Origin of the sequence: Streptomyces sp. CGMCC 4.7035 (assembly GCF_031583065.1) — a bacterium.
Classification (GTDB): Bacteria; Actinomycetota; Actinomycetes; order Streptomycetales; family Streptomycetaceae; genus Streptomyces; species Streptomyces yaanensis.
In genome coordinates this window covers 3,001,181-3,026,721 of sequence record NZ_CP134053.1, presented here as the reverse complement: position 1 = coordinate 3,026,721, position 25,541 = coordinate 3,001,181, and the positions used below count along the sequence as shown (strand labels likewise).

The following is a 25,541-nucleotide window of genomic DNA, read 5'->3' as shown; positions in this document are numbered from 1 at the left end:
CTCAATACCGTACGTGAGCCGGGCTCATCCGCGCCGCCTCATGAGGATCGCCCCGCACAGCGCCCCCACCAGCCCCGTCACCAGGATGGGCGGCGGACGGCCGGTGGGGCCGGACGGGTGACGTGCGTCGGCGCGTGCCCGCCAGGGTTACGCCAGCGCCGGTACGTCCAGCGTCAGCGTTCCCGCGTCCGCGTCCAGTTCCGCCGCGACGCCGAACGGCATCGTCAGCGCGCCCTCCCCGTGTCCGAATCCGAACTCCTCCACGACCGGCACCCCGAGCCCGCCGAGCCGGTCGGTGAAGACCGCGCGCAGCAGCTCGTAGGGGCCGCACCTCTCCCACGAGCCGAGCGCGATCCCGGCGACCCCGTCGAGCCGTCCCGAGCGCAGGAGCTGGGTGAGGCTCCGGTCGATCCGGTACGCGTCCTCGCCGACGTCCTCGATCAGCAGCAGCCCGCCCCGGGCGCCGGCCCGGGCGTGCGGAGTGCCGAGTTCGGACGTGAGCATGCTGAGGCAGCCGCCGAGGGTGATGCCCCGGGCGCGGCCGGGGGCGAGCGTCGTGCCCGCGGACGTGATGGTCCGTACGGACTCCGGCTCGAAGAGCGTCGCCCGCAGGTGTTCCTGCGCCCGCGCGGTCTTGAGGAAGTCGACGGCCGACACCATCGGGCCGTGCAGCGTGACCAGGCCCAGGCGGGCTGCGAACGCCTCGTGCAGCGCCGTGATGTCGCTGAAGCCGACGAGCACCTTGGGACCGGCGGCCCGCAGCGCGTCCCAGTCGAGCAGGTCCACCATGCGCTGCGCCCCGTACCCGCCGCGGGCGCACAGCACCGCGGCCACGTCCGGGTCGCACCACGCGGCCTGGAAGTCGGCGGCCCGGTCGGCGTCCGTGCCGGCGAGGTAGGGGAAGTCCGGGTGCCGGTCGAGGACGTGCGGGGCCACGACGGGGTCCAGGTCCCAGCCGCGCAGGATGTCGAGCCCGGCGGCGAGCCGCTCCTCGACGACGGGTCCGCTGGGCGCGACGACGGCCACTCGGGCGCCGGGGGCCAGTCGGGGCGGGCGTACGAGGGGTGTCACTTGCTGAGCTCCAGGGTGGGGATGCCGGGCGGGTTCAGCCCGAAGACCTGCGCGTACAGGGACAGCTCGGCCTCCAGGGCTCGCACCATGGTCTCAGCCCGCCTGAATCCGTGCCCCTCGCCCTCGAAGGCGATGTAGGCGTGCGGGATCCGCCGCCCCTCCAGCCGGGCCAGGAACCGCTCGCACTGCGCGGGCGGGCAGATGGCGTCGTCGAGGCCCTGCAGCAGCAGGAAGGGTGCGGTGATCCGGTCGGCGTGCTCCAGGGGCGACCGTTCGGCGTACCGGCCGGGGACCTCGTCGTACGGTCCGACCAGGGTCTCCAGATACCGCGACTCGAAGTCGTGGGTCTCGCCCGATCCCCAGGTCGCCAGGTCGAGAACGGGGTAGATGATCGTGCCGCAGGCGTACACGTCGGTCGTCGTCAGGGACACCGCCGCCGTCCAGCCGCCCGCGCTGCCGCCACGCACGGCGAGCCGGTCGCGGTCCGCGGTGCCCTCGTCGGCGAGCGCGAGGGCGACGGCCGCGCAGTCCTCGACGTCGACGACGCCCCACTGCTCGCGCAGCCGGTTGCGGTACTCGCGTCCGTAACCGGTCGAGCCGCCGTAGTTGACCTCGGCGACGCCGATGCCGCGTGAGGTGAAGTAGGCGATCGCCAGGTCGAGGACGAGTGGGGCGCGGCCGGTGGGCCCGCCGTGCGCCCACACGACGTACGGCGGCAGTTCGTCGTCGGGCGCGAGGTGGCCGGGGTGGTGCGGCGGATAGATGTGCGCGTGGATCTCGCGGCCCGCGGGGCCGGTGAACGTGCGGATCCGCGGTTCGGGGTAGTACGCGGGGTCCACCGGGTCGGTGTGCGCGGCGCCGATCACCCGGGCGCGGCCGGTGCAGGAGTCCAGCTCGACGACCTCGTACGCGCTGCGCGGGCCGGCGCCGACGCCGACGATCCGGCTGCCGTGCACGGCGAGTGCGGGGGCGAACTCGGTCCAGGGTCCGGCCGTGTCGACGACCTCACCGCGCTCCGGGTCGAGGATGCCGAGCCGGCCCGCGCCCCTGCCATGTACGACGGCGATCAGCCCGTTCTCCAGAGGGGCGAACCAGCGCTGTCCGACCTTCCACAGCGGTCCGGCGAACTCCTCCTCGCGGGGACACAGCGGCACGCCGTCCCGGTAGAGGTTCCACCAGCCGGTGCCGTCACCGGCGTACAGCAGGGAGCCGTCCGGCGCCCACTCGGCCTGGGCGATCGACTCGTCGGGGCCACCGGCGACCGTGCGGGGCTCCCGGAGCGTCCCGTCGCCGGTCACTTCGGCGACGATCAGCTCGGTGCCGTCCCATGGCATGCGCGGATGGTCCCAGGCGATCCAGGCGGCGCGCCGGCCGTCCGGCGCCAGGCGGGGTCCGGTGACGAACCGGTGGCGCGCGTCGATGAGTTCGCGCACGGCGTCCCGGTCCTGTGCGGCCGAGCCGTCCAGCGGTACGGCGACGGCCACCCGCCGCACGTCGGTGGGCCCGTCGCCGGTGAACTCCTCCAGCACGCACCACACTTCGCCGCGCTCCAGGTGCAGGTGCGGGTCGACCCAGCGCAGTCCACCGCCGACCGGCGAGAGCGGGGTGAGCGGGCGCGGCTCGTCGCCGGGGGTCGCGGGCTCGTACACGTACAGGCGCTGGTCCGCGAAGTTCACGAACACCAGCAGCGGCCCCTCGGGACGCATCGCCCCGGCCCAGGGCCGGCCGCCGTACTCCATGACCCGGCTGCGCACGTTCCACGGCGCGGGCAGGACCGTCTCCTCCGTGCCGTCCGCCGTGCGTCGTACCAGCGTGCGGCGGCCGCCTTCGGTGGGGCGCGGCTCGGTCCACCATGCCTCGTCGCCGACGAAGCCCACCGACTCCGGCTGCCCGTCGTGCGCGGCGGCGAGCGCCGAATCGATCGGCGAGGGCCACGCCCCGTACGGCAGGGTCTGCACCATCTCCCCCACTCCTACCGGGCCGTGTGCCCGGTGAACCGTCCGACCTCGTCGAGTGCCCGCTGGTCAGCCATGCTGCTCCTCCCTCGCGGCCGGGACGTCTGGTGACCCGGAAGGTCCGGATCTCCTCATACACGGTCCGGCCCGGGTACGCCAGCTTCCGTTCCCCGTGACGGCGGGCGAAGGGGCGGGCTCCGGTCCCGCTTCCGTTCCCCGTGACGGCGGGCGAGGGGCGGGCTCCGGTCCCGCTTCCGTTCCCCGTGACGGCGGGCGAGGGGCGGTCTCCGGTCCCGCTTCCTCGCCCATACGAGCGCGACCCTCCGGACGCGCGGCGTCGCCCCTACGCCGCGCGCAGGAAGCGGTCGAGGACGCGGACGCCGAAGTGCAGCGCCTCGACGGGGACGCGTTCGTCGACGCCGTGGAAGAGGGCCTGGTAGTCGAAGCCCTCGGGGAGCTTGAGCGGCGCGAACCCGTACCCGGTGATGCCGAGGCGCGAGAACTGCTTGGCGTCCGTGCCGCCCGACATGCAGTAGGGCACCACGTGCCCCTCGGGCGCGAACTCCTCGACGGCGGCCCGCATCCTGGCGAACGTCGGCGAGTCCACCGGCGCCTGGAGGGCGACCTCGCGGTGGTGGAACTCCCACTCCACGTCCGTCCCGGTGAGTTCGTCGAGGGTCGCGCGGAACTCGTCCTCGCCGCCGGGCAGATAGCGTCCGTCGACGTGCGCGACGGCCTCCCCCGGGATGACGTTGATCTTGTAGCCGCCGCTCAGCATCGTCGGGTTGGTGCTGTTGCGGACGGTCGCCTCCACGAGCGCGGCGGCCGGGCCGAGCTTCTCCATGAGGCCGTCCACGTCGTCGAGGTCGGGCTGGAGGCCGTACAGCGCGGCGAGCTCGGTGAGCGCGGCCCGCACGGTCGGGGTGAGTCTGAGCGGCCACTCGTGGGCGCCGATACGGGCGACGGCGGCGGCGAGCCGGGTGACCGCGTTGCTGCGGTTGACCTTGGAGCCGTGGCCCGCCCGGCCGCGCGCGGTGAGCTTGATCCAGCCGGTGCCGCGCTCGCCCGCCGCGATCGGGTAGATCTGCCGGCCGCCACCGTCGTGGAAGGTGAACGCCCCGGATTCGCTGACGCCCTCCGTGCAGCCCTCGAAGAGGTCGGCGTGCCGGTCCGCGAGGAAGCCGGAGCCGTCCTCCGCGCTCGCCTCCTCGTCGGCGGTGAACGCGATGACGAGGTCGCGCCGCGGCCGCACGCCCGAGCGCGCCCAGTCCCGTACGACCGCGAGGATCATGGCGTCCATGTTCTTCATGTCGACCGCGCCCCGGCCCCAGACGACGCCGTCGCGGACCTCGCCGGAGAACGGGTGCACGCTCCAGTCACCGGCCTGGGCGGGCACCACGTCGAGGTGGCCGTGGACGAGCAGGGCGTCGGCGGAGGGATCGGTGCCCTCGATGCGGGCGACGACATTCGTCCGGCCCTTGGTGCGCTCCAGCAGGGTGGGCTCCAGACCCGCCTCGGCCAGCCGCGCGGCCGCGTACTCGGCGGCGGGCCGTTCCTGGCAGTCGCCGCCGCCGCGGTTGGTGGTATCGATGCGGATGAGGTCGGAGGTGAACCGTACGACCTCGTCGAGTGCCTGCTGGTCAGCCATACTGCTCCTCCACCGCGGCCGAGACGATCGTGGTGACCGCCTTGAAGGTACGGATCCCCTCGTACATGGTCCCGCTCGTGTACGCCACCTTCCGCTCCCCGATCCGGTCCACACCCGGCACGACGGTGGCGGCCATCGCCAGGTGCTCCGCGTCGAACTCCAGCGCCACCGTGAACGGCCCGCCGTTCACCGGCTCATGGCGTACCGCCAGGGAGGCCGCCTCCTTGGCCGCCGCGCGGATGTCGGCGGCGGTCCTGGCCGGGGTGCGGCACACGGCGGCGTACCGCGAGACATGGTCCTTGACGGCGACCTTGAGCGCCTCGGGCGCGTATCCGAGCGCGTCCTCGCAGGCCACGTCGTCGCCGGTGACGAGGATGACGGGCACGCCGTACTCGGCGACGACGTGCGCGTTCAGAAGGCCCTCGCTGGCCCGTACGTCGTTGAGCCAGACGCCCGTGATGGAGTTGGCGAGATAGGTGTGAGCCAACACCCCCTCCGCCCCGGCGCCCGCGTGATAGCCGACGAACGCGATACCGTCCACGTCCCCGTGCTGCACGCCCTCCACCATGGAGAGGGACTTGTGACGGCCGGTGAGCATCTGTGCCCGCTCGTCCAGCCGCTCCAGGAGCAGATTGCGCATGCTCCAGTGGGCTTCGTTGATCAGCACCTCATCGGCGCCACCGTCCAGGAAACCGAGCACGGCGGCGTTGACATCCGAGGTGAACATGGCCCGGCACCGCTCCCACTGGGGCGTCCCGGGCAGCACGTCGGCCGGCCAGGTCACGCCGGTGGCGCCCTCCATGTCGGCGCTGATGAGGATCTTCATGCCCTGTCACGTTACGCGCCGAAGGGAAACCCGGCTACCGAGCGACCAACGCCGCATCGACGACACCGTACTGCGCCGCCTGCGGGCCGCCCTCGACAACGAGGAGGTCCGCCTGTCCGGGAGCGCGGCGGCGGAGTGATTTGAGGACCTGCCGAAAGAGCGGCCGTGGGCGGGGCGCGCCCGCCCACGGCAGTCACTCAGCGCGTGCCCACTGCGGTGACGATGAGCATCAGCCGTCAGCGCAGTCGGCTTCCCGCCACTGGGAAAACCGATCCGGGCGGTCGGTGATGACACCGTCGACACCCCACGACGTCGCGGTCCGCCATGTGCTCTCGTCGTTGACCGTCCAGACGAACACCTCGACGCCGGCCGCCCTGAGCCGGTCCACTGCCGCGGGCCGGGCCGCAAGGCTCTTGAACTTCACCACGTACGCGGCGAGTGAGAGTTTCCGGGCCGTGGCCACGGGGTCCGTGTCGAGTGTGGACCGGATCAGCGCGACCTTCGTCCGGTACGGGGAGGCCGCCGCGTCCCGCACCACCTTCTCGTCGAAGGACTGGAGCAGGGTGCGCTCGGTCATTCCGGCCTCGGAGACGAGTCGCAGGGCGCGGTCGACCGCTGCGGACGTCTGCGGTCCCTTCATGTCCAGCAGGAATCGAGTCGACCTGGACCTGAGCGACGACAGCGTCTCCCGCAGGGTGGGAACGTGTCCTCCGCCCTTCACCGTCAGCTCGGAGATCTCCTCGGCGGTGAGCTCGTCGACCCGACCGGTGCCGTCGGTCGTCCTGTCCACGGTGTCGTCGTGCATGATGACCGGTTGGCCGTCCTTGGTGAAGTGCACATCGGCCTCCACCCAGTCCGCGCCGCGATCGGCCGCCGCTTCGAAGGAGGCGATCGTGTTCTCCGGGGCGATCCGGCGAGCGCCACGGTGCCCGATGGCGTAGGTACGGGAGCAGGTATCTTCCTGCGCGTCAGGGCCCGCTGTGAGGGGACCGGTCAGGGCAGCCGCGCACAGAAGCGCCACGGGCACCGTCGTCGCGATGAGGGGCAGTACCAACCTGCCGCGCGGTTTCATCTTCCATTTCCCCCGAGCAGAAGCGGCCGCCGACGCTACCAGTGATGCCGCGTCACACAAAAAGGGGCGCCTGAACAGGGCAAGGCCCCGTCAGGCGCCCCTTCTCGGCGCAGTCGGCCGGTCGCTACTTCCAGGTCGTCAGGTACTCCTTGATCCGGCGGGTCAGCGGTAGAGCGCGGGGCGCTCGATCAGCTCGACTTCGATACGGCGGCCCTCGGCCTGGGCGCGGACACCCGCCTCGCAGACCGCCGCAGCGGCGTAGCCGTCCCAGACACTCGGCCCGGTGACCTCGCCGCGCCGGGTGGCGTCGACCCAGGCCTGCACCTCACGGTCGTACGCCTCCTCGAAGCGCTCCACGAAGTCCTGGGCGATGGTTCCGCCCCAGCGGCCCGCCGCGTTGGTGACCATGGCGTGTCCGTCGCCGATCCGGGCGGTGCCGCGCTCGCAGACCGCCTCGGCCTGCACCTGGTAGCCGAAGCCGCAGTTGACGAAGATCTCGACGTCGACGAGCGCGCCACCGTCGGTCTCGAAGACGACGAACTGCGGGTCCGCGAGGCCGTCGGGCGCGTTGTCCGACGGCGTCGGGCGCAGCACCGTCACCGCGGTGATCTCCTGGTCGAGCAGCCAGCGCGTCACGTCCATCTCGTGCACGACCGAGTCGTTGATGAGCATGGCGTCGGTGAAGCCGGGCGGGCTGGCCGCGTTGCGGTGCCGGTTGTGCAGCATCAGTGGCCGGCCCAGCTGGCCGCTGTTCAGCAGCGCCTTGAGCTTGATGTACTCGGCGTCGTAGCGCCGCATGAAGCCGACCTGGACGCGCCGGTGACCCAGCTTCTGTTCGGCCTCCAGGACCCTGAGCGCGGAGGCCGCGTCGGGGGTGAGGGGCTTCTCGCACAGCACCGGCAGGTCGTGTTCGAAGGCCGTGAGCAGGGCGGCCTCGTGGGCGGGGCCCGGGGAGGCGATGAGTACGGCGTCGACGTCGTCCGCGGCCATGGCGGCGGCGGGGTCGGTGTAGGCGGTGCAGCCCTCTACTGTGGCCGCGACGCTCTTGGCGCGTTCCGCGTCCACGTCCACGACGGCACTCACCCGCGCCCCGTTGGTCACCTGGCTGATGCGGCGGACATGGTCGGCGCCCATCCGACCCGTCCCGATGACGGCGACTGAGAGCGTTCCACGCTGAGTCATGGTGGTTGGTCGTCCCTTCGAGGGGTCAGGCGCCGCAGGAGCGGAGGAACTTGCGGGTGCGTACGGCGATGGGCAGCGGCTTGTCCGGCTCGCAGGGGTACATGTCCTGCTCGACGATGGCGAACAGGTCGACGCCGAGGCCCTGGGCGGCGGCGAGGACCGGCTCCAGCGCGGGCACGCCGGCCGGGGGCTCGCACATCACGCCGCGCTGCACGGCGGGCCCGAACGGCACCCCGTTCTTGACGACGTCGGCAAGGATCTCCGGGTCGACCTGCTTGAGGTGCAGATAGCCGATGCGCTCGCCGTAGGTCTCGATGAGCTTGACGCTGTCGCCGCCGCAGTAGGCGTAGTGCCCGGTGTCCAGGCAGAGGTTGACCAGGTCGGAGTCCGTCGAGTCGAGGAAGCGCTCGACGTGCTCCTCGGTGTCGATGTGGGTGTCGGCGTGCGGGTGGACGACGATGTCGAGGCCGTAGGTCTCCTTGACCTCGTGGCCCAGCCGTTCCATGCCCTTGGTGAGGTGGGCCCACTGCTCGGCGGTGAGCTCCGAGGGCTCGATGATCTCGGCGGTCTTGTCGTCCCGCCAGAAGGAGGGGATGACCACGAGGTGCTTCGCGCCCATGGACCGGGTGAGTGCCGCGATCCGGCTGACATGCTCCCAGGTGGACTCCCATACGGCCGGTCCGCGGTGCAGGGAGGTGAAGACCGTGCCGGCCGAGACCTTCAGGTTCCGCTTGTTCACCTCTTCGGTGAGACGCGCCGGGTCGGTCGGCAGATAGCCGTACGGGCCGAGTTCGATCCAGGAGTAGCCGGCCTCGGCGACCTCGTCCAGGAAGCGTTCCCAGGGCACCTGCTGCGGGTCGTCCGGGAACCAGACGCCCCAGGAGTCCGGGGCCGAGCCGACCCGGATGCGGTCCAGGGCAGTGGTCATGTCAGGAGGTCCCTTCGGGAGATGCCGCCACGGGTGCCTGGAGGTCCTTCGCTTCGGGGAGCTCCTCGACGTCGACGCCGCGGACCTGCGCCAACTCGTGCTTGAGGGCGGCGAGTTCGGCGCCGCCGGCCATGTGGTTGGTCAGCTCTTCGAGGCTGACCTGGTCGCGGCTCGCGCTGAGCTCCAGGGTGCCCAGGCGCAGTACGCTGAAGTGGTCGCCGACCATGTAGGCGTGGTGCGGGTTGTGGGTGATGAAGATGACGCCGAGGCCGCGGTCGCGGGCTACGGCGATGTACTTCAGGACGACGCCGGACTGCTTGACGCCGAGCGCGGCGGTGGGCTCGTCCAGGATGAGGACGCGGGCGCCGAAGTAGACGGCGCGGGCGATGGCGACGCACTGGCGCTGGCCGCCTGAGAGCGTGCCGATGGGCTGTTCCAGGTCGTCCAGGACGATGCCCATGTTCCGCAGTTCTTCGTCAGCGGTCTTCTTCATGCGGGCGATGTCGAGACGGCGGAAGGGCCAGGCGCCCTTGGTCATCTCGGAGCCGAGGAAGAAGTTGCGCCAGACCGGCATGAGCGGCACGGTCGCCAGGTCCTGGTAGACGGTGGCGATGCCCCTGTCGAGGGCGTCGCGCGGGGTGGTGAACTTCACCGGCTGCCCGTCGCAGAGGACCTCGCCCTCGGTGTGCTGGTGCAGCCCGGAAATGATCTTGATCAGGGTGGACTTGCCGGCGCCGTTGTCGCCGAGGACGCAGGTGACCTTGCCGGGGTGGACGGCGAGGTCGACTCCGTGCAGGGCGCGGATGTTGCCGTACGACTTGCCCGTGCCGCGCAGTTCGACGACGGGGGCCTGGTCGGCGACGGCGGCGGCGCCGCCGTTCTTGCTGAGGTCAGTGTTCGTCATGGGTGGTCACCTCCGGGTCGCGGACTTCTGGACCCACAGATTGATGAGGGTGGCGCCGATGAGCATCACGCCGAGGAAGGCCTTGAACCAGTCGGGGTTCCAGCCGGCGTAGACGATGCCCTGGCTGACCATGCCGAACATGAAGGCGCCGAAGACCGGGCCGATCGCGGAGCCGTAGCCGCCGGTGAGCAGACAGCCGCCGATCACCGCGGCGGCGATGTAGATCAGCTCCTGGCCGACGCCCTCGCCGGACTGCACGGTGTTGAAGGCGAACAGCTGGTGCATGCCCACGAACCAGGCGCCGAAGCCGACCAGCATGAACAGCGAGATCTTGGTGAACTTCACCGGCACGCCGACGGCCCGCGCGCTGTCCTTGTTGCCGCCGACGGCGAAGATCCAGTTGCCGTACTTGGTGCGCAGCAGCACCCAGGTGGCCAGGGCCGCGAAGCCCAGCCACCACAGGACGGTGACCTTGAACTGGACGCCGCCGACGGTGAACGACGACGAGAAGACCGCCCTGGCCTGGTCGAAGCCGTCCATGTCGCTGATGTCGTCGGTCGCCACGTTGCCGGTGATCAGCTTGGTGACCGCGAGGTTGATGCCCTGCAGACCGAGGAAGGTGCCGAGGGTGACGAGGAAGCTGGGCAGCCCGGTGCGCACCATCATCCAGCCGTTGAACGCGCCGATCCCGAGGGAGACGAGGAGCGCGACGAACACACCGACCCAGACGTTCATCGTCAGCTGGAAGCTGACCATGCTTGCGGTCAGCGCCGAGGTGATCACCGCGACACCGGCCGACAGGTCGAACTCGCCGCCGATCATCAACAGGGCCACGGGCAGTGCCATGATCCCGATGGTGGACGACTGGTAGAGGACGGTGGCCATGGCGCTTCCCGAACGGAACGTCGGTGCCATGGCGAAGAAGAAGACGAACACCGCGACGGCGCCGAGGAAGACGCCGACTTCCGGCCGGGCGAGCAGCCGGAGAACGAGGGAGCGCTGTGCGGTCCGCCCGTCGCGCTCCTTGGGGCCGGAGGCCGGCGGTGAGGTCACCGCCGGCGCAGCCTGCTGGGACATGGTCATCACCTGGTGCCCTTCGCGGCGAAGGTTGCGATGGTGTCGACGTTGGTCTTGTCGACGAAGGCCGGGCCTGTCAGCACCGGCTGCTCACCACCGCCGCTGTAGTTGCCGTTGTTCTTGTAGAGCCACAGGGAGTCGACCGCGAGGTAGCCCTGGAGGTAGGGCTGCTGATCGACGGCGAACTGGATGTCACCCTTCTGGATGGCGCTGGTCAGGGCCTTGTTGAGGTCGAAGGTGGCCACCTTCGCCTTGCTGCCCGCGTCGGACACCGACTGCACCGCGGTGAGGGCGTACGGCGCGCCGAGCGCGACCACGTAGTCGATGGAGCTGTCCTGCTTCAGCTTGGCGGTGATCGTCGACTTCACCGACGGCATGTCCGTGCCGTTGACATAGAGGATCTGCGTCTTGCCGCTGAACGTCTTCTTCACGCCGTCGCAGCGCTGGGTGAGTCCGACGTTGCCCTGTTCCTGGATCACACATACGGCGTTCTTGGCGCCGATCTCGTTCAGCTTCTTGCCGAACGCCTCTCCCGCCACGCTCTCGTCCTGCCCGAAGAACTCCATCAGACCGAGCTTCTTCCAGTCGCTCAGACCCGAGTTGAGGCCGACGACCGGGATACCCGCCGTCTTCGCCTTGCCCACGACGTCCTTCATGGCGTCCGGCTTGGCGAGGGTGACCGCGACGCCGTCGACCTTCTGGTCGATCGCGTTCTGGACCAGGTTGGCCTGGTTCCCGGCGTTCGGGTCGCTGGAGTAGACCAGCTTGATGTTGTCCTTGGCCGCGGCGGCCTCGGCCCCCTTGCGGACGATGTCCCAGAACGTGTCACCGGGCGCCTGGTGGGTGACCAGCGCGACCGTCATACGGGGAGTGTCGGCCTTGCCCGCGGCGGCGCCGGAGCTGCTCTCCTCCGCCTTCTTTCCGCCCGAGCTGCTGGAGCAGCCGGCGACGAGCAGCGCGGACGCCGCGGCTATCGCGAGGAGCGGAGCGACTCTGCGGGAACGGCGGGGGTGAAACGTGCGATCCATCTTTCCAGCACCTCACTGTGCGACCGGGGGGAAAGGGAACGGGAAGGAACAGCGCCGGGCGGGTTGCCCTACGCGAAGGCCCGGACGACGAGTCCGGGTCGGGCACCGGTGAAACCGGCGGTTTCGCTGGGACGGGATACAAGCCCCTGCGACACCCGCCTGTCAATACTTTGTTAAGACATCATTTCAGAAGCAGGTCCGAATGTAAGTACAAAGTCTTGACAGGGGCGTGCCGCGCGGCCTACACCTGTGAGGCATCCAGGCCCGGATCGCCCGCCCGGCGGGCACCGACCGCCCGGATGCCCGCCTCCCGGGCGCCCGACCGCCCGCACCGCCGCACGAGGAGCGACGCGCATGTCTGAGCCCGCCGCCTGTTTCGATCTGATCACTATGGGACGCATCGGGGTCGATCTCTACCCACTGCAGACCGGTGTGCCGCTCCCGCAGGTCGAGTCCTTCGGAAAGTATCTCGGCGGCTCGGCTGCCAACGTCGCGGTGGCCGCCGCGCGCCTCGGCCGCACCAGCGCGGTGATCACCCGGACCGGGAACGACCCCTTCGGCACCTATCTGCACCAGGCGCTGATGGAGTTCGGCGTCGACGACCGGTTCGTGACGCCCGTGGACGCCTACCCGACCCCGATCACGTTCTGCGAGATCTTCCCGCCGGACGACTTCCCCCTCTACTTCTACCGCCGCCCCAAGGCCCCCGACCTCGAGATCCACACCGACGAGCTGGACCTCTCCGCCATCCGCACCGCCCGGATCTTCTGGATCACCGGCACCGGCCTGAGCGAGGAGCCCAGCCGCTCGGCCACACTCGCCGCCCTCAAGACGCGGGACAAGGCAGGCATCACGGTCTTCGATCTGGACTGGCGCCCGATGTTCTGGACGGACCCCGAGGCGGCACGCCCGTACTACGCCGAGGCACTGCGCCACGCCACCGTGGCGGTCGGCAACCTCGACGAGTGCGAGATCGCCACCGGCGTACGCGAACCACAGGCCTGCGCCGAGGCGCTCCTCGAAGCCGGTGTGGAACTCGCGGTCGTCAAGCAGGGACCCAAGGGCGTGCTCGCCGTGCACCGCGACGGTACGACGGCCGAGGTGCCGCCCGTACCCGTGGAGGTCGTCAACGGGCTCGGCGCCGGGGACGCCTTCGGCGGCTCGCTCTGCCACGGTCTGCTGGCCGGCCGGCCACTGGAGCAGACCATGCGGTACGCCAACGCGGCCGGAGCGCTCGTGGCCTCCCGTCTCGCCTGCTCCTCCGCGATGCCGACCGAGTCGGAGGTCGCCGCCCTCCTCGCCCGCGGCTGACCGCCGCGTCGAGGACTCCTCACCCGCGGCCGACCGCCGCCTCCCCCTGAACGGAGCCTGTCTTGAGCATCAGCATCCCCGACCTCGCCGCGGTGCGCGCCCGGCACCCGGAGGCCATCGCCGAAGCGGCCGCCCGCCGTGTCCGCCGCCCGCTGATCGGCGACAGCGGCCGCCTCATGATCGTGGCCGCCGACCACCCGGCCCGGGGCGCCCTCGGCGTCGGCGACCGCCACCTGGCCATGGCGAACCGCGCCGACCTCCTGGAACGCGTGTGCGTCGCGCTGTCCCGGCCCGGTGTGGACGGGGTGCTCGCCACCGCCGACATCCTGGAGGACCTGCTGCTCCTCGGCGTTCTGGACGACAAGGTCGTCATGGGCTCCATGAACCGCGGCGGCCTCGCCGGCGCGTCCTTCGAGATGGACGACCGCTTCACCGGCCACCGCGCCGAGGACATCGAACGGCTCCGCTTCGACGCCGGAAAGCTGCTGCTGCGCATCGACTACGACGACCCTGGCTCCCTGACGACCCTGGAGTCCACGGCCCGGGCCGTCGACGACATGGCCGCGCGCAGGCTGCCGCTGTTCATCGAACCGTTCATATCGCGCCGCGTCGACGGCAGAGTGCGCAACGACCTGAGCGCGGAGGCCGTCACCCGGTCCATCGCCATCGCCTCGGGCCTCGGCGGCACCTCCGCCTACACCTGGCTCAAGCTCCCGGTCACCGAGGACGTCGACGACATGGCCGAGGCGCTGGAGGCGTCCACACTGCCCGCCGTGCTGCTGGGCGGCGAGGTCGGCAAGGACCAGGAGGGCGCGTACGAGAAGTGGCGCAAGGCGCTGCGCCTGCCCACCGTCCAGGGCATGGTCGTGGGCCGGTCCCTGCTGTATCCCGCCGAGGGCAGTGTGGAGACCGCGGTGGACACCGCGGTCGGCCTGCTGTGACACCGCTTCCCAGAGGTCCTCTGCCAAGAAGGGCATCATGACCACCACGCATCACCTTCCCGCGGGCAAGGCCGCCACCGACGCCTACGCGGTCGACGTCACCCCCGAGTCGGCCGGCTGGGGCTACTCCAGCCTCCGCGTGCTCGAACTGCCGTCCGGCGGCTGGCACTCCTTCGACACCGGCGACAGCGAGTGGATCGTGCTCCCCCTGTCGGGTTCCTGCACCGTCGCCGTCGGCGGCGACACGTTCCGGCTGCACGGGCGCGAGAGCGTCTTCAGCGGCGTCAGCGACTTCGCGTACGTGCCGCGCGACGCCCAGGTCTCGATCGCGTCCCGCGACGGCGGCCGCTTCGCGCTCACCGGCGCCCGCTGCGAGCGCCGGCTGCCCGCCCGCTACGGGCCCGCCTCGTCCATGCCGGTCGAGCTGCGGGGCACCGGCAACTGTTCCCGGCAGGTCAACAACTTCGGCGCCGCAACCGCCTTCGAATGCGACAAGCTCATCGCCGTCGAGGTGATCACGCCGGGCGGCAACTGGTCCTCCTTCCCGCCGCACAAGCATGACGAGCACCGGCCCGGCGAGGAGTCGGAGCTGGAGGAGATCTACTACTTCGAGTTCGCCGCCCATGAGGGCACGCCGGGCCTCGGGTACCAGCGGGTCTCCCCCTCCGGCCACGGCAGCGGCACGGATGTCCTTGCCGAGGTGCGCGACGGCGACGTCGTGCTCATCCCGGACGGCTGGCACGGACCGTCCATGGCCGTGCCCGGCCACGACATGTACTACCTCAACGTCATGGCGGGCCCCGACCCCGACCGCGCCTGGCTGATCTGCGACCACCCGGACCACGCGTGGATCCGTGACACCTGGCCCGCGCAGCCGGTCGATCCCCGGCTTCCCCTGTACACCGCCCCCGTCCAGTGACAGCACCAGCGAAAGAACCCGAGGTCCCGATGAGCCAGTCCACCCGTCGCCTGACCGTCGCCCAGGCGCTGGTTCGGTTCCTGTCCGCGCAGTTCAGCGAGCGCGACGGCGTACGCCACCGGCTGATCGCCGGCACCTGGGGCATCTTCGGCCACGGCAACGTCGCCGGGATCGGCCAGGCGCTCCTGGAGGCCGGCGAGGACGCGATGCCGTTCCACCAGGGCCGCAACGAGCAGGCCATGGTGCACGCCGCCGTCGGCTACGCGCGCCAGCTGAACAGGCTGTCGGCGCAGGCGGTCACCACGTCCATCGGCCCGGGCGCCACGAACCTCGTCACGGGTGCCGCCCTGGCCACCATCAACCGCCTTCCGGTACTGCTCCTGCCCGGCGACTACTTCGCCACGCGCTCGGCCGACCCGCTGCTCCAGCAGCTGGAGCACCCGGTCGAGGCCGACGTGTCCGTCAACGACACCCTGCGCCCGGTCTCCCGCTACTTCGACCGGATCACGCGCCCCGAGATGCTGATCCCGTCCGCGCTGAACGCCATGCGGGTGCTGACCGACCCGGCCGAGACCGGCGCGGTCACCCTCGCCATGCCGCAGGACGTGCAGGCCGAGGCGTACGACTGGCCGCAGGAGTTCTTCGCCGAGCGCGTCTGGCACGTCCGCCGTCCCGTGCCCGACCCGGTGGAACTCGCCGAGGCCGTACGTGCCGTCCGCGCCGCCGAGCGGCCGCTGATCGTGGCAGGCGGCGGCGTCCACCACAGCGAGGCCGAGGACGCGCTCAAGGCGCTGGCCGACGCCACCGGCATCCCGGTCGCCTCCACCCAGGCGGGCAAGGGCTCACTGCGCCACGACCACCCCGCCGACCTCGGCGGCATCGGCCACACGGGCACCGCCGTCTGCGACGACATCGCCCGCACCGCCGACCTGATCATCGGCGTCGGCACCCGCTACAGCGACTTCACCACCGCCTCCACCACGCTGTTCCAGAACCCCGGTGTCCGCTTCGTCAACCTCAACATCACCGCCTTCGACGCCCACAAGCTCGCCGCCCGCACCCTGGTGGCGGATGCGCGTGCGGGTCTGGAGGCGCTGACGGAGGGTCTGTCCGGCCACCGCGTCGCCGAGGCGTACGAGGCCGAGTACCGGGCGGGCAAGGAGCGCTGGGAGCAGGTGGTGGAGGCCGCCTACCGCGCGGACGACGAGAACTCCGTACCGACCCAGACCCAGGTCCTCGGTGCCCTGGACGCCGTCGTGGGCGACGACGACGTGGTGATCAACGCGGCCGGCTCACTCCCCGGCGACCTGCACAAGCTGTGGCGGGCCCGCTCGCCGCGCCAGTACCACCTGGAGTACGGCTACTCCTGCATGGGCTATGAGATCCCGGCCGGCATCGGCGTCCAGCAGGCCGCTCCCGGCACTCCCGTGTGGTCGCTGGTCGGCGACGGCACGTACCTGATGATGCCGACGGAGATCGTCACCGCGGTCCAGGAAGGCCTGCCGGTCAATCTCCTGCTGATCCAGAACCACGGCTACGCCTCCATCGGCGGCCTGTCCGAGGAGACCGGCGGCGAACGCTTCGGCACCGCCTACCGCTACCGCGCCGCCGACGGCACCTTCTCCGGGGCCCCGCTGCCGGTGGACCTGGCCGCCAACGCCGCCAGCCTGGGCATGGACGTGATCCGCGCCAAGACCGTAGGGGAACTGCGCGACGCGCTCGCCGCGGCACGCGCCTGCGACCGTCCGACCTGCGTCTACGTCGAAACCGACCCGACACCCACCGCTCCCGGTGCCGAGGCGTGGTGGGACGTGCCCGTGGCCGAAGTGGCCTCGCGCGAAGCGGCGGTGACCGCCCGCGAGAGGTACGACCGGCACGCGGCCGGCCGCCGACGCCACCTCTGACTCCCCTGACTTCCCCGCTCACGAAAGGTCCCCGCGCACCATGAAGACCGTCAACCACTGGATCGGCGACAAGCCCGTCGAGGGCACCTCGGGCCGTTTCGGTCCGGTCTACAATCCGGCCACCGGCGCCCAGGAGAAGCAGGTCGCCTTCGCCACCGTCGACGAGGTCGACACGGCCGTCGCCACCGCCAAGGCGGCGTCTCTGAGCTGGGGCCAGTCCTCGCTCGCCAAGCGGACGGCGATCCTGTTCAAGTTCCGCGAGCTGCTTGACGCGCACCGCGACGAGATCGCCGAACTGATCAGCGCGGAGCACGGCAAGGTCCACTCCGACGCGCTCGGCGAGGTCGCCCGCGGTCTGGAGGTCGTGGAGCTGGCCTGCGGCATCTCCGAGAAGCTGAAGGGCGAGCTGTCCACCCAGGTGTCGACCCGGGTCGACGTCGCCTCGATCCGCCAGCCGCTGGGCGTGGTCGCCGGCATCACGCCGTTCAACTTCCCCGCCATGGTGCCGATGTGGATGTTCCCTCTCGCCATCGCGACCGGCAACACCTTCGTGCTCAAGCCGAGTGAGAAGGACCCGTCGGCCTCGTACCGCCTCGCCGAGCTGCTGTCGGAGGCGGGCCTGCCGGACGGTGTGTTCAACATCGTCCAGGGCGACAAGGTGGCCGTCGACCGCCTCCTCGAACACCCGGACATCGCCGCGGTCTCCTTCGTCGGCTCGACGCCCATCGCCAAGTACATCCAGCTGAAGGCGGTGCAGCACGACAAGCGCGTACAGGCCCTCGGCGGCGCCAAGAACCACATGCTGGTGCTGCCGGACGCGGACCTGGACTTCGCGGCCGACCAGGCGATCAACGCGGCGTACGGTTCGGCGGGCGAGCGCTGCATGGCCGTGTCGGTCGTGGTCGCGGTCGGCGGGACGGGCGACGAGCTGGTGGCCAAGATCGCCGAACGGGCGAAGAGCCTGCGCATCGGCCCCGGCGACGACCCGTCCTCCGAAATGGGCCCGCTGATCACACGCGAGCACCGCGACAAGGTGGCCTCGTACGTGACCAGCGCGGCGGAGCAGGGCGCGGAGGTCGTCGTCGACGGCACGGGCTACTCGGTCGAGGGCCACGAGGACGGCTTCTTCATCGGCGTATCGCTCCTGGACAAGGTGCCGGTGACGGCGGACGCGTACAAGGACGAGATCTTCGGCCCGGTCCTGTGCGTGGTGCGCGCCGACACGTACGAGGACGCCATCAAACTGATCAACAGCTCCCGCTGGGGCAACGGCACCGCGATCTTCACCCGTGACGGCGGCGCCGCCCGCCGCTTCCAGCTGGAGGTCCAGGCGGGCATGGTCGGCGTCAACGTGCCGATCCCGGTGCCCGTCGGCTACCACTCCTTCGGTGGCTGGAAGGACTCGCTCTTCGGCGACCTGCACATCTACGGCAACGACGGCATCGCCTTCTACACCCAGGGCAAGGTGATCACCACGCGCTGGCCGGACCCCGCCGACGGCGGTATCAACCTCGGATTCCCCAGCCACTCCTGATGCGAGCGGCGGCCGGTGCGGGAGGCCATGTGTCGTCCTCCCGCACCGGCCGTCCCAGGCCCGCATCAGGACCGATTGTCAGGACATTCTCATGACAAGGGTTCCTGTCAAGCAGCGCGACGCATATTCTCCCCCTGTGACCACTTCCTCCCCAGCGGCCCTGAACTTCGCCCTCGACCGCAGCAGCCCGGTCCCGCTCTACTATCAGCTGGCCCAGCAGCTGGAGGCGGCGATCGAGCACGGTGTGCTGGGCCCGGGCAGTCTGCTGGGCAACGAGATCGACCTCGCCGGCCGGCTCGGTCTGTCCCGGCCCACGGTCCGCCAGGCCATCCAGTCACTGGTCGACAAGGGCCTCCTGGTCCGCCGCCGCGGGGTGGGCACCCAGGTGGTGCACAGCCAGGTCAAGCGCCCCCTGGAGCTCAGCAGCCTGTACGACGACCTGGAGGCCTCCGGGCAGAAGCCCGCGACCCAGGTGGTGCGCAACGAGGTCGAACAGGCCTCCGCCGAGGTCGCGGCGGCCCTGGGCATCGCCGAGGGCGCCGACGTCCACCACATGGAGCGGCTGCGCCTCACCCACGGTGAACCGGTGGCGTTCCTGTCCAACTACGTCCCGGTGGGGCTGCTGGACCTCGACACAAGGACGCTCGAATCGACCGGGCTGTACCGGATGATGCGGAGCGCGGGCATCACCCTGCACAGCGCCCGCCAGACCGTCGGCGCCCGTAGCGCCACCGCCAAGGAGGCACAACGCCTGGCCGAGCCGGAGGGCGCCGCCCTGCTCACGATGCAGCGCACGGCGTACGACGACACCGGCCGCGCGGTCGAGTACGGCACCCACATCTACCGCGCCTCGCGGTACGCCTTCGACTTCCAGCTGCTGGTGCGGTCCTGACCGGCCGATCGAGCCCCAAGGTCCCTGGCGAGCGCACCACAACCTCGCGAACCCGCGGTGCGGGGCGAGTTCAGCGGCCGCCGGGGCCAGGGCGCGCTCGCCTGGTCCATCCGAGGTGTCCACAGTGCCGCCGCCCTTAGCGGACGGGGGCTCGCCCTCCTGGACCGCGAGACCGCTGCGAAACGGTCCGCACGCTGGAGGATTGTGCGATTGGCGTTCTCGTACGCCGAGCGGTTCGTAAACGACTGCGCCCGACCTCCGGCCCGCGCCGGGCCAGGGCCTCACGGGGACGGCGTCTGCGGCCGCCGCATGCACCCGGCTCGGAGGGTCGCGGGAGCGGTGCCCACGCCGACCGTGTTGATCACTCCGCGCGGACAGCGCTCACGTCAGGTCCACCCACCCGCGCCGCTCGGCGGAGCGGCTCATGGCGTCCAGCGCGGCGGCGGTGTGCACGGCGTCGTCGAGGGTGGCGCCGTGGGCGGTGCCCTCCTCGACCGAGCGCAGGAAATTGTGCGCCTCGATGACCTTCAGGTCGTCGTAGCCCATGGCGTTGGCCGCGCCCGGCTGGAAGGCGGCGTACTCGCCGTCCCCGGGGCCCACGTACACGGTGCTCACCGGCTGGTCCTGGTACGCGGTGCCCCGGCTGACGCCGAGTTCGCCCATGCGGCGGAAGTCCCAGAACACCACGCCCTTGGTGCCGTGGACCTCGAAGCCGTAGTTGTTCTGCTCGCCGACCGAGACCCGGCAGGCCTCCAGGACGCCGCGGGCGCCGGAGGCGAAGCGCAGCAGGCAGTTCACGTAGTCCTCGTTCTCGACCGGGCCCGGTTCGCCGCCCGTCGCGCGGGTGTGCCCGGCGGTGGCGCCGGTGGGGCGGGCACGCTCGGGGATGAAGACGGCGGTGTCGGCGGCCAGCGACTCGATCTCGCCGAGGAGGTGGCGGGCCAGGTCCACACCGTGCGAGGCAAGGTCGCCCAACACTCCGCTGCCGCCGCGCTCCCGCTCGTACCGCCAGGTCAGAGCGCCCTCGGGATGGGCGGCGTAGTCGCTGAACAACCTGATCCGCACATGGGTGACCGTGCCGATCCCGCCGGAGGCGATCAGCTCGCGGGCGGCGGCGACGGCGGGCGCGCCCCGGTAGTTGAAGCCGACCGTGCCCTGCACGCCGGCCTTGGCGACGGCACCCGCGACCGCGCGGGCGTCCTCGGCGGTCAGGCCGACCGGCTTCTCGATCCAGATGTGCTTGCCCGCCTCGGCCATGGCGACGCCGATCTCCCGGTGCAGGAAGTTCGGGGCGGCGATGCTCACCGCCCGCACCCGGGGGTCGGCGGCGATCTCGCGCCAGTCCCGGGCCGCGGTGGCGAAGCCGTACCGCGCGGCGGCCTCCTCGGCCCGGCCGGGCACCTCGTCGGCGACGGCGACCAGTTCGGGCCGCAGGGACAGCTGCGGGAAGTGGTGCGGTACGCGGAGATAGGCCTGCGTGTGCACCCGTCCCATCCAGCCGAATCCGACGACGGCGACGCCGAGCGTACTCACCATGACTGCCCTTTCCTTCCCCTGCTTTGGACCGGTCCAGAGCCTGCCTCGGCTCACACTGAGTCCCGTTACAGCAGTTGTCAATCCCTTCGCCCCTCCTTTGACAAGGGCACCGGACTTATGGAACGGTCCACACATGAGACCACCGACGATCCGCGATGTGGCCGACCGAGCCGGAGTGTCGAAGTCACTGGTCTCCCTGGTGCTGCGCGGCTCCGACCAGGTGCGCCCCGAGAAACGACAGGCCGTGCTGGCAGCCGTCGAGGAGCTGGGTTACCGGCCAAACGCCGCGGCGCGCAGCCTCAGCGAACGGCGCACCCGTACGGTCGGCGTCCTGCTGAACGACATGCGCAACCCCTGGTTCGTGGAACTGCTCGACGGCCTCAACTCCCGGCTCCACGACTTTGGCCTGCACATGCTGCTCGCCGACGGCCACCTCAACCGGCGCCTCGGCGAGGACCTCACCCGCACCTTCACGGACCTGCGGGTCGACGGTCTGGTCGCCGTCGGCACACTGCCGCCCTCCGAGGCACTGCGGGAGGCGGCCGCCCGGATTCCCACCGTCGTCGCGGGGGCCCGCGAGCCGGTACTTCCAGCGGTCGACATCGTCGCGGGCGACGACGAGCACGGCGCCCGCCTGGCCACCGAGCACCTCATCGGCCTGGGCCACCGCCGTATCGCCCATATCGCCGGTCAGGGAGTGGTCGGCGAGCTGCGGCGGCGCAGCTTCGAGACGGTGATGCGCGAGCACGGGCTGGCGGACACGGCGATCGTGGAACAGGGCGACCTGACGGAGGAAGGCGGCTACCGGGCCACGGTCCGCCTCCTCAGCGCCCGCGAACGCCCCACCGCCCTCTTCGCGTTCAACGACATAGCGTGTGTCGGCGCCCTGTCGGCGGCCGAGGAACTCGGGCTCCAGGTGCCGCGCGACCTCTCCCTCGTCGGCTACGACAACACCTCCCTCTCACGCCTGCGGCACCTGTGGCTCACCACGGTGGACAATGGCAGCCACGACGTGGGGCGCCGCGCCGCCCAGCGCCTGCTCGACCGCATCGCCGACCCGGCCCGGCCCGCGGAGCTGGTGCTCACGACGCCGTCCCTGGAGGTCAGGGGGACGACGGGGGCGCCGGGCGGGACGGCCTAGGAGGCCGACCCCTTGCTGCGGCGCACCACGAGAGTGGCGCGAGCACGGCCTTGCGGGGTTTTTCGCCCCCGCCGCCCCTACCCGTCCCATCCCCAGGGGCTCCGCCCCTTCGACCCCGCCAGGGGCTCCGCCCCTGCACCCCTGCGGGGCTCCGCCCCGGACCCCGCTCGTCAAACGCCGGAGGGGCTGATTTATCAGCCCGACGGGCTGGTCGGGCGGCCCGCCACCATCCACCTCGACGGCAGCTCGATGCGTGTGCCGTCGGTCGTGTACTCCGTGGTGATCAGCGGCAGTTCGCCGCTCGCCAGGACCGTGAGACCCGCCGCCCGCAGATACTCGGGCACCGCAGCGTTCGCCACCTCGCCGGGAGCGATGCCGTGCCGGAAGATCGGGGCGAGCTTGGCCGGTGGGCCCTCGGCGCTCTGGGCCAGGCCCTTCAGGACGAGTCCCGCCGCCTCGGCGAGCTCGACGAGGAAGACCCGGCCCCGCTCCCCCACCAGCGTCGCGATGCCGTCGACGAGCGGCTGCCGGTCGTCGGGCTCGCACTGGTGGAGCACACCCCGCATGTAGACGTTGGCGTCGCCGAGTTCGGTGTGCAGCGTTTCGGTCTCGCTCTTCTCCGACGCGTCCAGCAGACGGTATCCGGCCCGGCCCGCGGGGTCGGCGCGCCGGGCGTGATCGAGGGCCGAGGACGACAGGTCTGCGCCGACGACATGCGGGAAGCGGTCGGCCAGGAAGCGGGTCTGGGTGCCGTTTCCGCAGCCGAGGTCCACGAGGGGCAGGGCAGCGTCCGTCAACAGCGGTTCGAACAAGGGGAGGTGGACTCCGGCGGTCAGCGCCGGACCGGCGTCCCAGAGCACGGCCCCGGGTTCGTCGGGGGCCTCGCGCCAGAAGCCCTCCCAGGCTTCTCTGTACCGACTCGTCACGCTCATGCCCAACTCCCCGGATTGCGACCGCAACCCGCCGGAGGTGGCGGGCGAGATCGGTTTATCGCGCCTGGGGCGACGCGACAAGCGTCCGGCGCATTCCTTCACTGCTCCTTGGTGCCACGTACCCCGAACGTGGTGCGTGCGCCGTTCGCACGCCGCCCGCACGCCTCTCGCACGCCCCTCGCGCCCCGGGGTGCGGTGACGGACCGGTGTGACAACCGATGACGTATCAGCGGCGCGGCAGCGTCAGTTCGAACCACACCGTCTTGCCGGCGCTCGTACGGCTGGTCCCCCACTCTCGGGCCAGCGTGCTGACCACGCGCAGTCCCCGGCCGAACTCGTGGTCGGGCCCCGTGCTGAGCAGCGTGGGCAGGGTGTGGTCGTCGTCGTCCACCTCGCACAACAGGGTGTCACCGCGCACCAGGCGCAGTTCGACCTGGCGGCTGTGGGCGTGCCGTACCGCGTTGGTGACCAACTCGCCGACCATCAGCTCCGCGTTGTCGGCGAGCGGGTTCAGCCCCCACTCGTGGAGCTGTTCGCGGACCACGGCGCGGGCCCGACCCACCTCGATCGGGTCGAGGGCGAACCGCCGTACGGCGACGTCCTCGGGCTCGATGCCGTTGAGCCGGGCCATCAGCAGCGCCACGTCGTCCTTGCGTCCGCCATGGCCCGCTTCTGAAAATGTCACAGCGAGGGCACGGATGATCGTGTCGCAGGCGTCGTCCATGGAGGCCGCGGGGTGCGCGGCGGACTCGCACAGCGTCGCGAGGCCGACGCCGATGTCCTCGCCGCGCATCTCGACCAGGCCGTCGGTGCACATCACCAGCCGGTCGCCGGGCGCCACCCGCACGCGTACCGACTCGAACGGCACCCCGCCGACGCCGATCGGCGCGCCCGTGGGCAGGTCGAGCAGTTCGCTGCGCCCGTCGTCGGCGTGGACGATCACGGGCGGGATGTGGCCCGCGTTGGCGATGTGCAGCTCGCTCGCGATCGGGTCGTAGACGGCGTACAGACAGGTCGCGAGGTAGGTGTCGCCGAGCCGCTGGGCGAGGTCGTCGAGGTTGCGCAGCAGTTGGCCCGGCGGCAGGTCGAGGGCGGCCATGGTCTGTACGGCCGTACGCAACTGGCCCATCATTGCGGCTGAGTTGAGGCCGTGGCCCATGACGTCGCCGACAACCAGGGCGGTGCGGGCACCGGGAAGCTTCACGGAGTCGAACCAGTCGCCGCCAACGCGTCCGAGCAGGGTGCCGGGGAGGTAGCGGGTGGCGATGTCGCAGCCCGTCATGCGGGGCGCGATATGCGGCAGCATGCTGTCCTGGAGGGTCTCCGCGACGTTCTCCTGGAACGTGTACATGCGCGCGTTGTCGAGCACGAGGCCCGCGCGGGCGGCCAGTTCGGCGCCGGTGACCCGGTCCATGTCGTTGAATTCGGCGCGCTCCGGGTGGCGCAGCAGGATCATGAAGCCGAGCACCACGTTGCGCGCCTTCAGGGGCACGACCAGCATGGAGCGGTGGTTGATGAGGGGCCGGATGTCACGCTTGTCGAACTGGGAGGCGATGACGTGCCCCATCTCCTCACTGATGCGCGGCACGAGGACGGGCTCGCCGGTGGTCATGCACTGGAAGAAGGGCGTGTGCGCCGGGAACGGCATGGCCTCGCCGACGGGCACGACGTCGTCCCAGCGGCCCGGCTCGTCAGTGTGTTCGACGGCAACCCGGTGCCACATGGTGGTCGTGTCGGGCACGCCCTCGGGGAACCCCTCGCCCGCGACGACCTGTTCACGCAGATACGTGCCGGCCACGTCCGTGAAGCGGGGCACGACGGCCTTGCTGACCTCGACGATGGTGCGGGACAGATCGAGCGATGTGCCGATCTTCCCGCTGACCTCGTTGAGGAACTCCAGGCGCTCGCGCACCGCGGCGTACTCCAGGTCCTCGCCCTCGTCCTGGAGGTCGTCCGGCAACGGCCGCCCGGCCGCCACGGCACGTGCCGCCCGCGCGCGGCGCGCCTTGCGCTCCGCGCGCCGGGGCACGCCCCAGTCGGGGGTGACGGGGACCCGGTCGTTCTGGCTGAACTCCAGGATGGGATAGCCCAGTTCGAGGACCTGCGCGACGATGCGGGCGCTCTCGCCGACGCTCATGCTGGGCAGGATCTGGGGCAGTTGGCGGGCGAGTTCCTCCGCACCGGGGAAGTCGGTGTGCAGGGCGAAGCCGGGCGCGATGCGCTCGACCTCCGCGTTCCGGTCCGGGTGGTGCAGCACACCGGCGTCGGCGGCCAGCACCAGCAGCCGCTCAGGGCCCGGACCCACCAGGGGGTACGCCCACCACAGTACGTCCACGCGGTCGCGGTCCGGCACGGAGAGGCGGGCGCGTCCCGCGGCCGGGTAGGACAGCCGTCCGTCGAGCGAGGACTCCAGGCCGGGGCCGAGTCCGTCGTACGCCGCGTAGGCCCCGTAGGTTCCGTAGGTTCCGTAGGTTCCGTTCTCATCGTCCTCGGGCAGGGCGCCGGAGACGGGCAGCAGATCCAGGGCGGACCGGCCGATCGCGTCGTCCCTGGGAGTGCCGAACAACTGCCGCGCGCCCCGGCTCCAGTGCGAGACCAGTCCGTCGCCGTCCACCACGACCACGGCCAACGGGATGCGGCCGGCCGCGGCGTGTTCCATCGAGCCGTCTTCCGACAAGGGGCCGGGTCGCTCGCCCGTCTCGGTGCCACGGTCCATGGCCCAGGCTCCCTCTCCCCCGAC

At 71.2% G+C, this 25,541-nt stretch carries 21 protein-coding genes; 8 read left to right on the top strand and 13 right to left on the bottom strand.

Features of this window, described 5'->3' with window-relative positions:
• Window positions 1-147: 147 nt before the first annotated feature.
• The 4 genes from Q2K21_RS12765 to Q2K21_RS12750 form a co-directional block, all read right to left on the bottom strand.
• On the bottom strand, window positions 148-1,071 hold the full coding sequence (locus Q2K21_RS12765) for a S66 peptidase family protein (protein WP_310770066.1): 924 nt from the start codon (window positions 1,069-1,071) through the stop codon (window positions 148-150).
• Entirely contained in the window at window positions 1,068-3,032 is a 1,965-nt protein-coding gene (locus Q2K21_RS12760; protein ID WP_310770064.1) for an LpqB family beta-propeller domain-containing protein, read from the bottom strand. Before Q2K21_RS12760 ends, Q2K21_RS12765 begins: the two co-directional genes overlap by 4 nt.
• A gap of 337 nt (window positions 3,033-3,369) precedes the next feature.
• Window positions 3,370-4,674, bottom strand: a complete 1,305-nt coding sequence (locus Q2K21_RS12755) for a M20/M25/M40 family metallo-hydrolase (RefSeq protein ID WP_310770062.1) — start codon at window positions 4,672-4,674, stop codon at window positions 3,370-3,372.
• On the bottom strand, window positions 4,667-5,500 hold the full coding sequence (locus tag Q2K21_RS12750; RefSeq protein WP_310770060.1) for a M55 family metallopeptidase: 834 nt from the start codon (window positions 5,498-5,500) through the stop codon (window positions 4,667-4,669). The genes Q2K21_RS12755 and Q2K21_RS12750 overlap by 8 nt, the downstream gene beginning before the upstream one ends.
• Here Q2K21_RS12750 and Q2K21_RS12745 point away from each other — a divergent pair.
• Window positions 5,499-5,639, top strand: a complete 141-nt coding sequence (locus Q2K21_RS12745; protein ID WP_310770058.1) for a hypothetical protein — start codon at window positions 5,499-5,501, stop codon at window positions 5,637-5,639. The two genes, Q2K21_RS12750 and Q2K21_RS12745, sit on opposite strands and share 2 nt — an antisense overlap.
• Window positions 5,640-5,729: 90 nt before the next feature.
• Here Q2K21_RS12745 and Q2K21_RS12740 read toward each other — a convergent pair whose 3' ends face one another.
• From Q2K21_RS12740 to Q2K21_RS12715, 6 genes are all read right to left on the bottom strand, one after another.
• On the bottom strand, window positions 5,730-6,572 hold the full coding sequence (locus Q2K21_RS12740) for a glycerophosphodiester phosphodiesterase (RefSeq protein ID WP_310770056.1): 843 nt from the start codon (window positions 6,570-6,572) through the stop codon (window positions 5,730-5,732).
• Window positions 6,573-6,734: 162 nt separating this feature from the next.
• Window positions 6,735-7,754: a Gfo/Idh/MocA family protein gene (locus tag Q2K21_RS12735; RefSeq protein WP_310770054.1), complete on the bottom strand. Its 1,020-nt coding sequence runs from the start codon at window positions 7,752-7,754 to the stop codon at window positions 6,735-6,737.
• Between the two features lie 25 nt (window positions 7,755-7,779).
• The gene (locus Q2K21_RS12730) at window positions 7,780-8,682 is read right to left on the bottom strand and encodes a sugar phosphate isomerase/epimerase family protein (RefSeq protein ID WP_310770052.1); all 903 of its coding nucleotides are present in this window, start codon (window positions 8,680-8,682) and stop codon (window positions 7,780-7,782) included.
• A gap of 1 nt (window position 8,683) precedes the next feature.
• Window positions 8,684-9,586 (bottom strand): ATP-binding cassette domain-containing protein, encoded by a 903-nt coding sequence (locus tag Q2K21_RS12725; RefSeq protein WP_310770050.1) that lies wholly within the window; start codon window positions 9,584-9,586, stop codon window positions 8,684-8,686.
• Between the two features lie 6 nt (window positions 9,587-9,592).
• Complete coding sequence (locus Q2K21_RS12720) at window positions 9,593-10,669, bottom strand: ABC transporter permease (RefSeq protein WP_310770048.1); 1,077 nt, start codon at window positions 10,667-10,669, stop codon at window positions 9,593-9,595.
• Window positions 10,669-11,691, bottom strand: a complete 1,023-nt coding sequence (locus Q2K21_RS12715; protein ID WP_310770046.1) for a sugar ABC transporter substrate-binding protein — start codon at window positions 11,689-11,691, stop codon at window positions 10,669-10,671. The genes Q2K21_RS12720 and Q2K21_RS12715 overlap by 1 nt, the downstream gene beginning before the upstream one ends.
• Window positions 11,692-12,045: 354 nt before the next feature.
• Between Q2K21_RS12715 and iolC the strand changes: the two genes are divergently transcribed.
• From iolC to Q2K21_RS12685, 6 genes are all read left to right on the top strand, one after another.
• Window positions 12,046-13,002 carry a 5-dehydro-2-deoxygluconokinase gene (gene iolC, locus Q2K21_RS12710; RefSeq protein ID WP_310770044.1) on the top strand — a complete coding sequence of 319 codons (957 nt, stop codon included), beginning with the start codon at window positions 12,046-12,048 and terminating at the stop codon, window positions 13,000-13,002.
• Between the two features lie 62 nt (window positions 13,003-13,064).
• Window positions 13,065-13,943 carry a Cgl0159 family (beta/alpha)8-fold protein gene (locus tag Q2K21_RS12705; protein WP_310770042.1) on the top strand — a complete coding sequence of 293 codons (879 nt, stop codon included), beginning with the start codon at window positions 13,065-13,067 and terminating at the stop codon, window positions 13,941-13,943.
• 37 nt (window positions 13,944-13,980) lie between these two features.
• Window positions 13,981-14,862: a 5-deoxy-glucuronate isomerase gene (gene iolB / locus Q2K21_RS12700; RefSeq protein WP_310770040.1), complete on the top strand. Its 882-nt coding sequence runs from the start codon at window positions 13,981-13,983 to the stop codon at window positions 14,860-14,862.
• Window positions 14,863-14,891: 29 nt separating this feature from the next.
• Complete coding sequence (gene iolD, locus Q2K21_RS12695; RefSeq protein WP_310770038.1) at window positions 14,892-16,766, top strand: 3D-(3,5/4)-trihydroxycyclohexane-1,2-dione acylhydrolase (decyclizing); 1,875 nt, start codon at window positions 14,892-14,894, stop codon at window positions 16,764-16,766.
• A 40-nt stretch (window positions 16,767-16,806) separates the two neighbouring features.
• A complete protein-coding gene (locus Q2K21_RS12690; RefSeq protein WP_310770036.1) occupies window positions 16,807-18,300 on the top strand; it encodes a CoA-acylating methylmalonate-semialdehyde dehydrogenase in 1,494 nt (497 codons plus the stop codon).
• Between the two features lie 91 nt (window positions 18,301-18,391).
• The gene (locus Q2K21_RS12685) at window positions 18,392-19,192 is read left to right on the top strand and encodes a GntR family transcriptional regulator (protein WP_386275964.1); all 801 of its coding nucleotides are present in this window, start codon (window positions 18,392-18,394) and stop codon (window positions 19,190-19,192) included.
• Window positions 19,193-19,573: 381 nt separating this feature from the next.
• On the opposite strand, the gene Q2K21_RS12680 is transcribed toward Q2K21_RS12685, so the two are convergent.
• Window positions 19,574-20,728, bottom strand: coding sequence for a Gfo/Idh/MocA family protein (locus Q2K21_RS12680; RefSeq protein WP_310770032.1), 1,155 nt, complete (start codon window positions 20,726-20,728; stop codon window positions 19,574-19,576).
• Between the two features lie 133 nt (window positions 20,729-20,861).
• Here Q2K21_RS12680 and Q2K21_RS12675 point away from each other — a divergent pair, with 133 nt between their 5' ends.
• Window positions 20,862-21,869, top strand: coding sequence for a LacI family DNA-binding transcriptional regulator (locus Q2K21_RS12675; RefSeq protein WP_310770030.1), 1,008 nt, complete (start codon window positions 20,862-20,864; stop codon window positions 21,867-21,869).
• A 194-nt stretch (window positions 21,870-22,063) separates the two neighbouring features.
• Here Q2K21_RS12675 and Q2K21_RS12670 read toward each other — a convergent pair whose 3' ends face one another.
• Window positions 22,064-22,801, bottom strand: a complete 738-nt coding sequence (locus Q2K21_RS12670; RefSeq protein WP_310770027.1) for a class I SAM-dependent methyltransferase — start codon at window positions 22,799-22,801, stop codon at window positions 22,064-22,066.
• Between the two features lie 226 nt (window positions 22,802-23,027).
• A complete protein-coding gene (locus Q2K21_RS12665; RefSeq protein ID WP_310770025.1) occupies window positions 23,028-25,517 on the bottom strand; it encodes an ATP-binding SpoIIE family protein phosphatase in 2,490 nt (829 codons plus the stop codon).
• Window positions 25,518-25,541: the final 24 nt, after the last annotated feature.

Excerpts from the sequence above, each read along its gene's own strand:
- Q2K21_RS12740 (WP_310770056.1), bottom strand. The coding sequence starts at position 6,572 with ATGAAACCGCGCGGCAGGTTGGTACTGCCCCTCATCGCGACGACGGTG.
- Q2K21_RS12760 (WP_310770064.1), bottom strand. The coding sequence starts at position 3,032 with ATGGTGCAGACCCTGCCGTACGGGGCGTGGCCCTCGCCGATCGATTCG.
- Q2K21_RS12715 (WP_310770046.1), bottom strand. The coding sequence starts at position 11,691 with ATGGATCGCACGTTTCACCCCCGCCGTTCCCGCAGAGTCGCTCCGCTC.
- Q2K21_RS12670 (WP_310770027.1), bottom strand. The coding sequence starts at position 22,801 with ATGAGCGTGACGAGTCGGTACAGAGAAGCCTGGGAGGGCTTCTGGCGC.
- Q2K21_RS12730 (WP_310770052.1), bottom strand. The coding sequence starts at position 8,682 with ATGACCACTGCCCTGGACCGCATCCGGGTCGGCTCGGCCCCGGACTCC.
- Q2K21_RS12720 (WP_310770048.1), bottom strand. The coding sequence starts at position 10,669 with ATGACCATGTCCCAGCAGGCTGCGCCGGCGGTGACCTCACCGCCGGCC.
- Q2K21_RS12745 (WP_310770058.1), top strand. The coding sequence starts at position 5,499 with ATGCCCTGTCACGTTACGCGCCGAAGGGAAACCCGGCTACCGAGCGAC.
- Q2K21_RS12675 (WP_310770030.1), top strand. The coding sequence starts at position 20,862 with ATGAGACCACCGACGATCCGCGATGTGGCCGACCGAGCCGGAGTGTCG.
- Q2K21_RS12735 (WP_310770054.1), bottom strand. The coding sequence starts at position 7,754 with ATGACTCAGCGTGGAACGCTCTCAGTCGCCGTCATCGGGACGGGTCGG.
- Q2K21_RS12665 (WP_310770025.1), bottom strand. The coding sequence starts at position 25,517 with ATGGACCGTGGCACCGAGACGGGCGAGCGACCCGGCCCCTTGTCGGAA.
- iolC (WP_310770044.1), top strand. The coding sequence starts at position 12,046 with ATGTCTGAGCCCGCCGCCTGTTTCGATCTGATCACTATGGGACGCATC.
- Q2K21_RS12690 (WP_310770036.1), top strand. The coding sequence starts at position 16,807 with ATGAAGACCGTCAACCACTGGATCGGCGACAAGCCCGTCGAGGGCACC.
- iolB (WP_310770040.1), top strand. The coding sequence starts at position 13,981 with ATGACCACCACGCATCACCTTCCCGCGGGCAAGGCCGCCACCGACGCC.
- Q2K21_RS12685 (WP_386275964.1), top strand. The coding sequence starts at position 18,392 with ATGACAAGGGTTCCTGTCAAGCAGCGCGACGCATATTCTCCCCCTGTG.
- Q2K21_RS12755 (WP_310770062.1), bottom strand. The coding sequence starts at position 4,674 with ATGGCTGACCAGCAGGCACTCGACGAGGTCGTACGGTTCACCTCCGAC.
- Q2K21_RS12725 (WP_310770050.1), bottom strand. The coding sequence starts at position 9,586 with ATGACGAACACTGACCTCAGCAAGAACGGCGGCGCCGCCGCCGTCGCC.
- Q2K21_RS12680 (WP_310770032.1), bottom strand. The coding sequence starts at position 20,728 with ATGGTGAGTACGCTCGGCGTCGCCGTCGTCGGATTCGGCTGGATGGGA.
- Q2K21_RS12750 (WP_310770060.1), bottom strand. The coding sequence starts at position 5,500 with ATGAAGATCCTCATCAGCGCCGACATGGAGGGCGCCACCGGCGTGACC.
- iolD (WP_310770038.1), top strand. The coding sequence starts at position 14,892 with ATGAGCCAGTCCACCCGTCGCCTGACCGTCGCCCAGGCGCTGGTTCGG.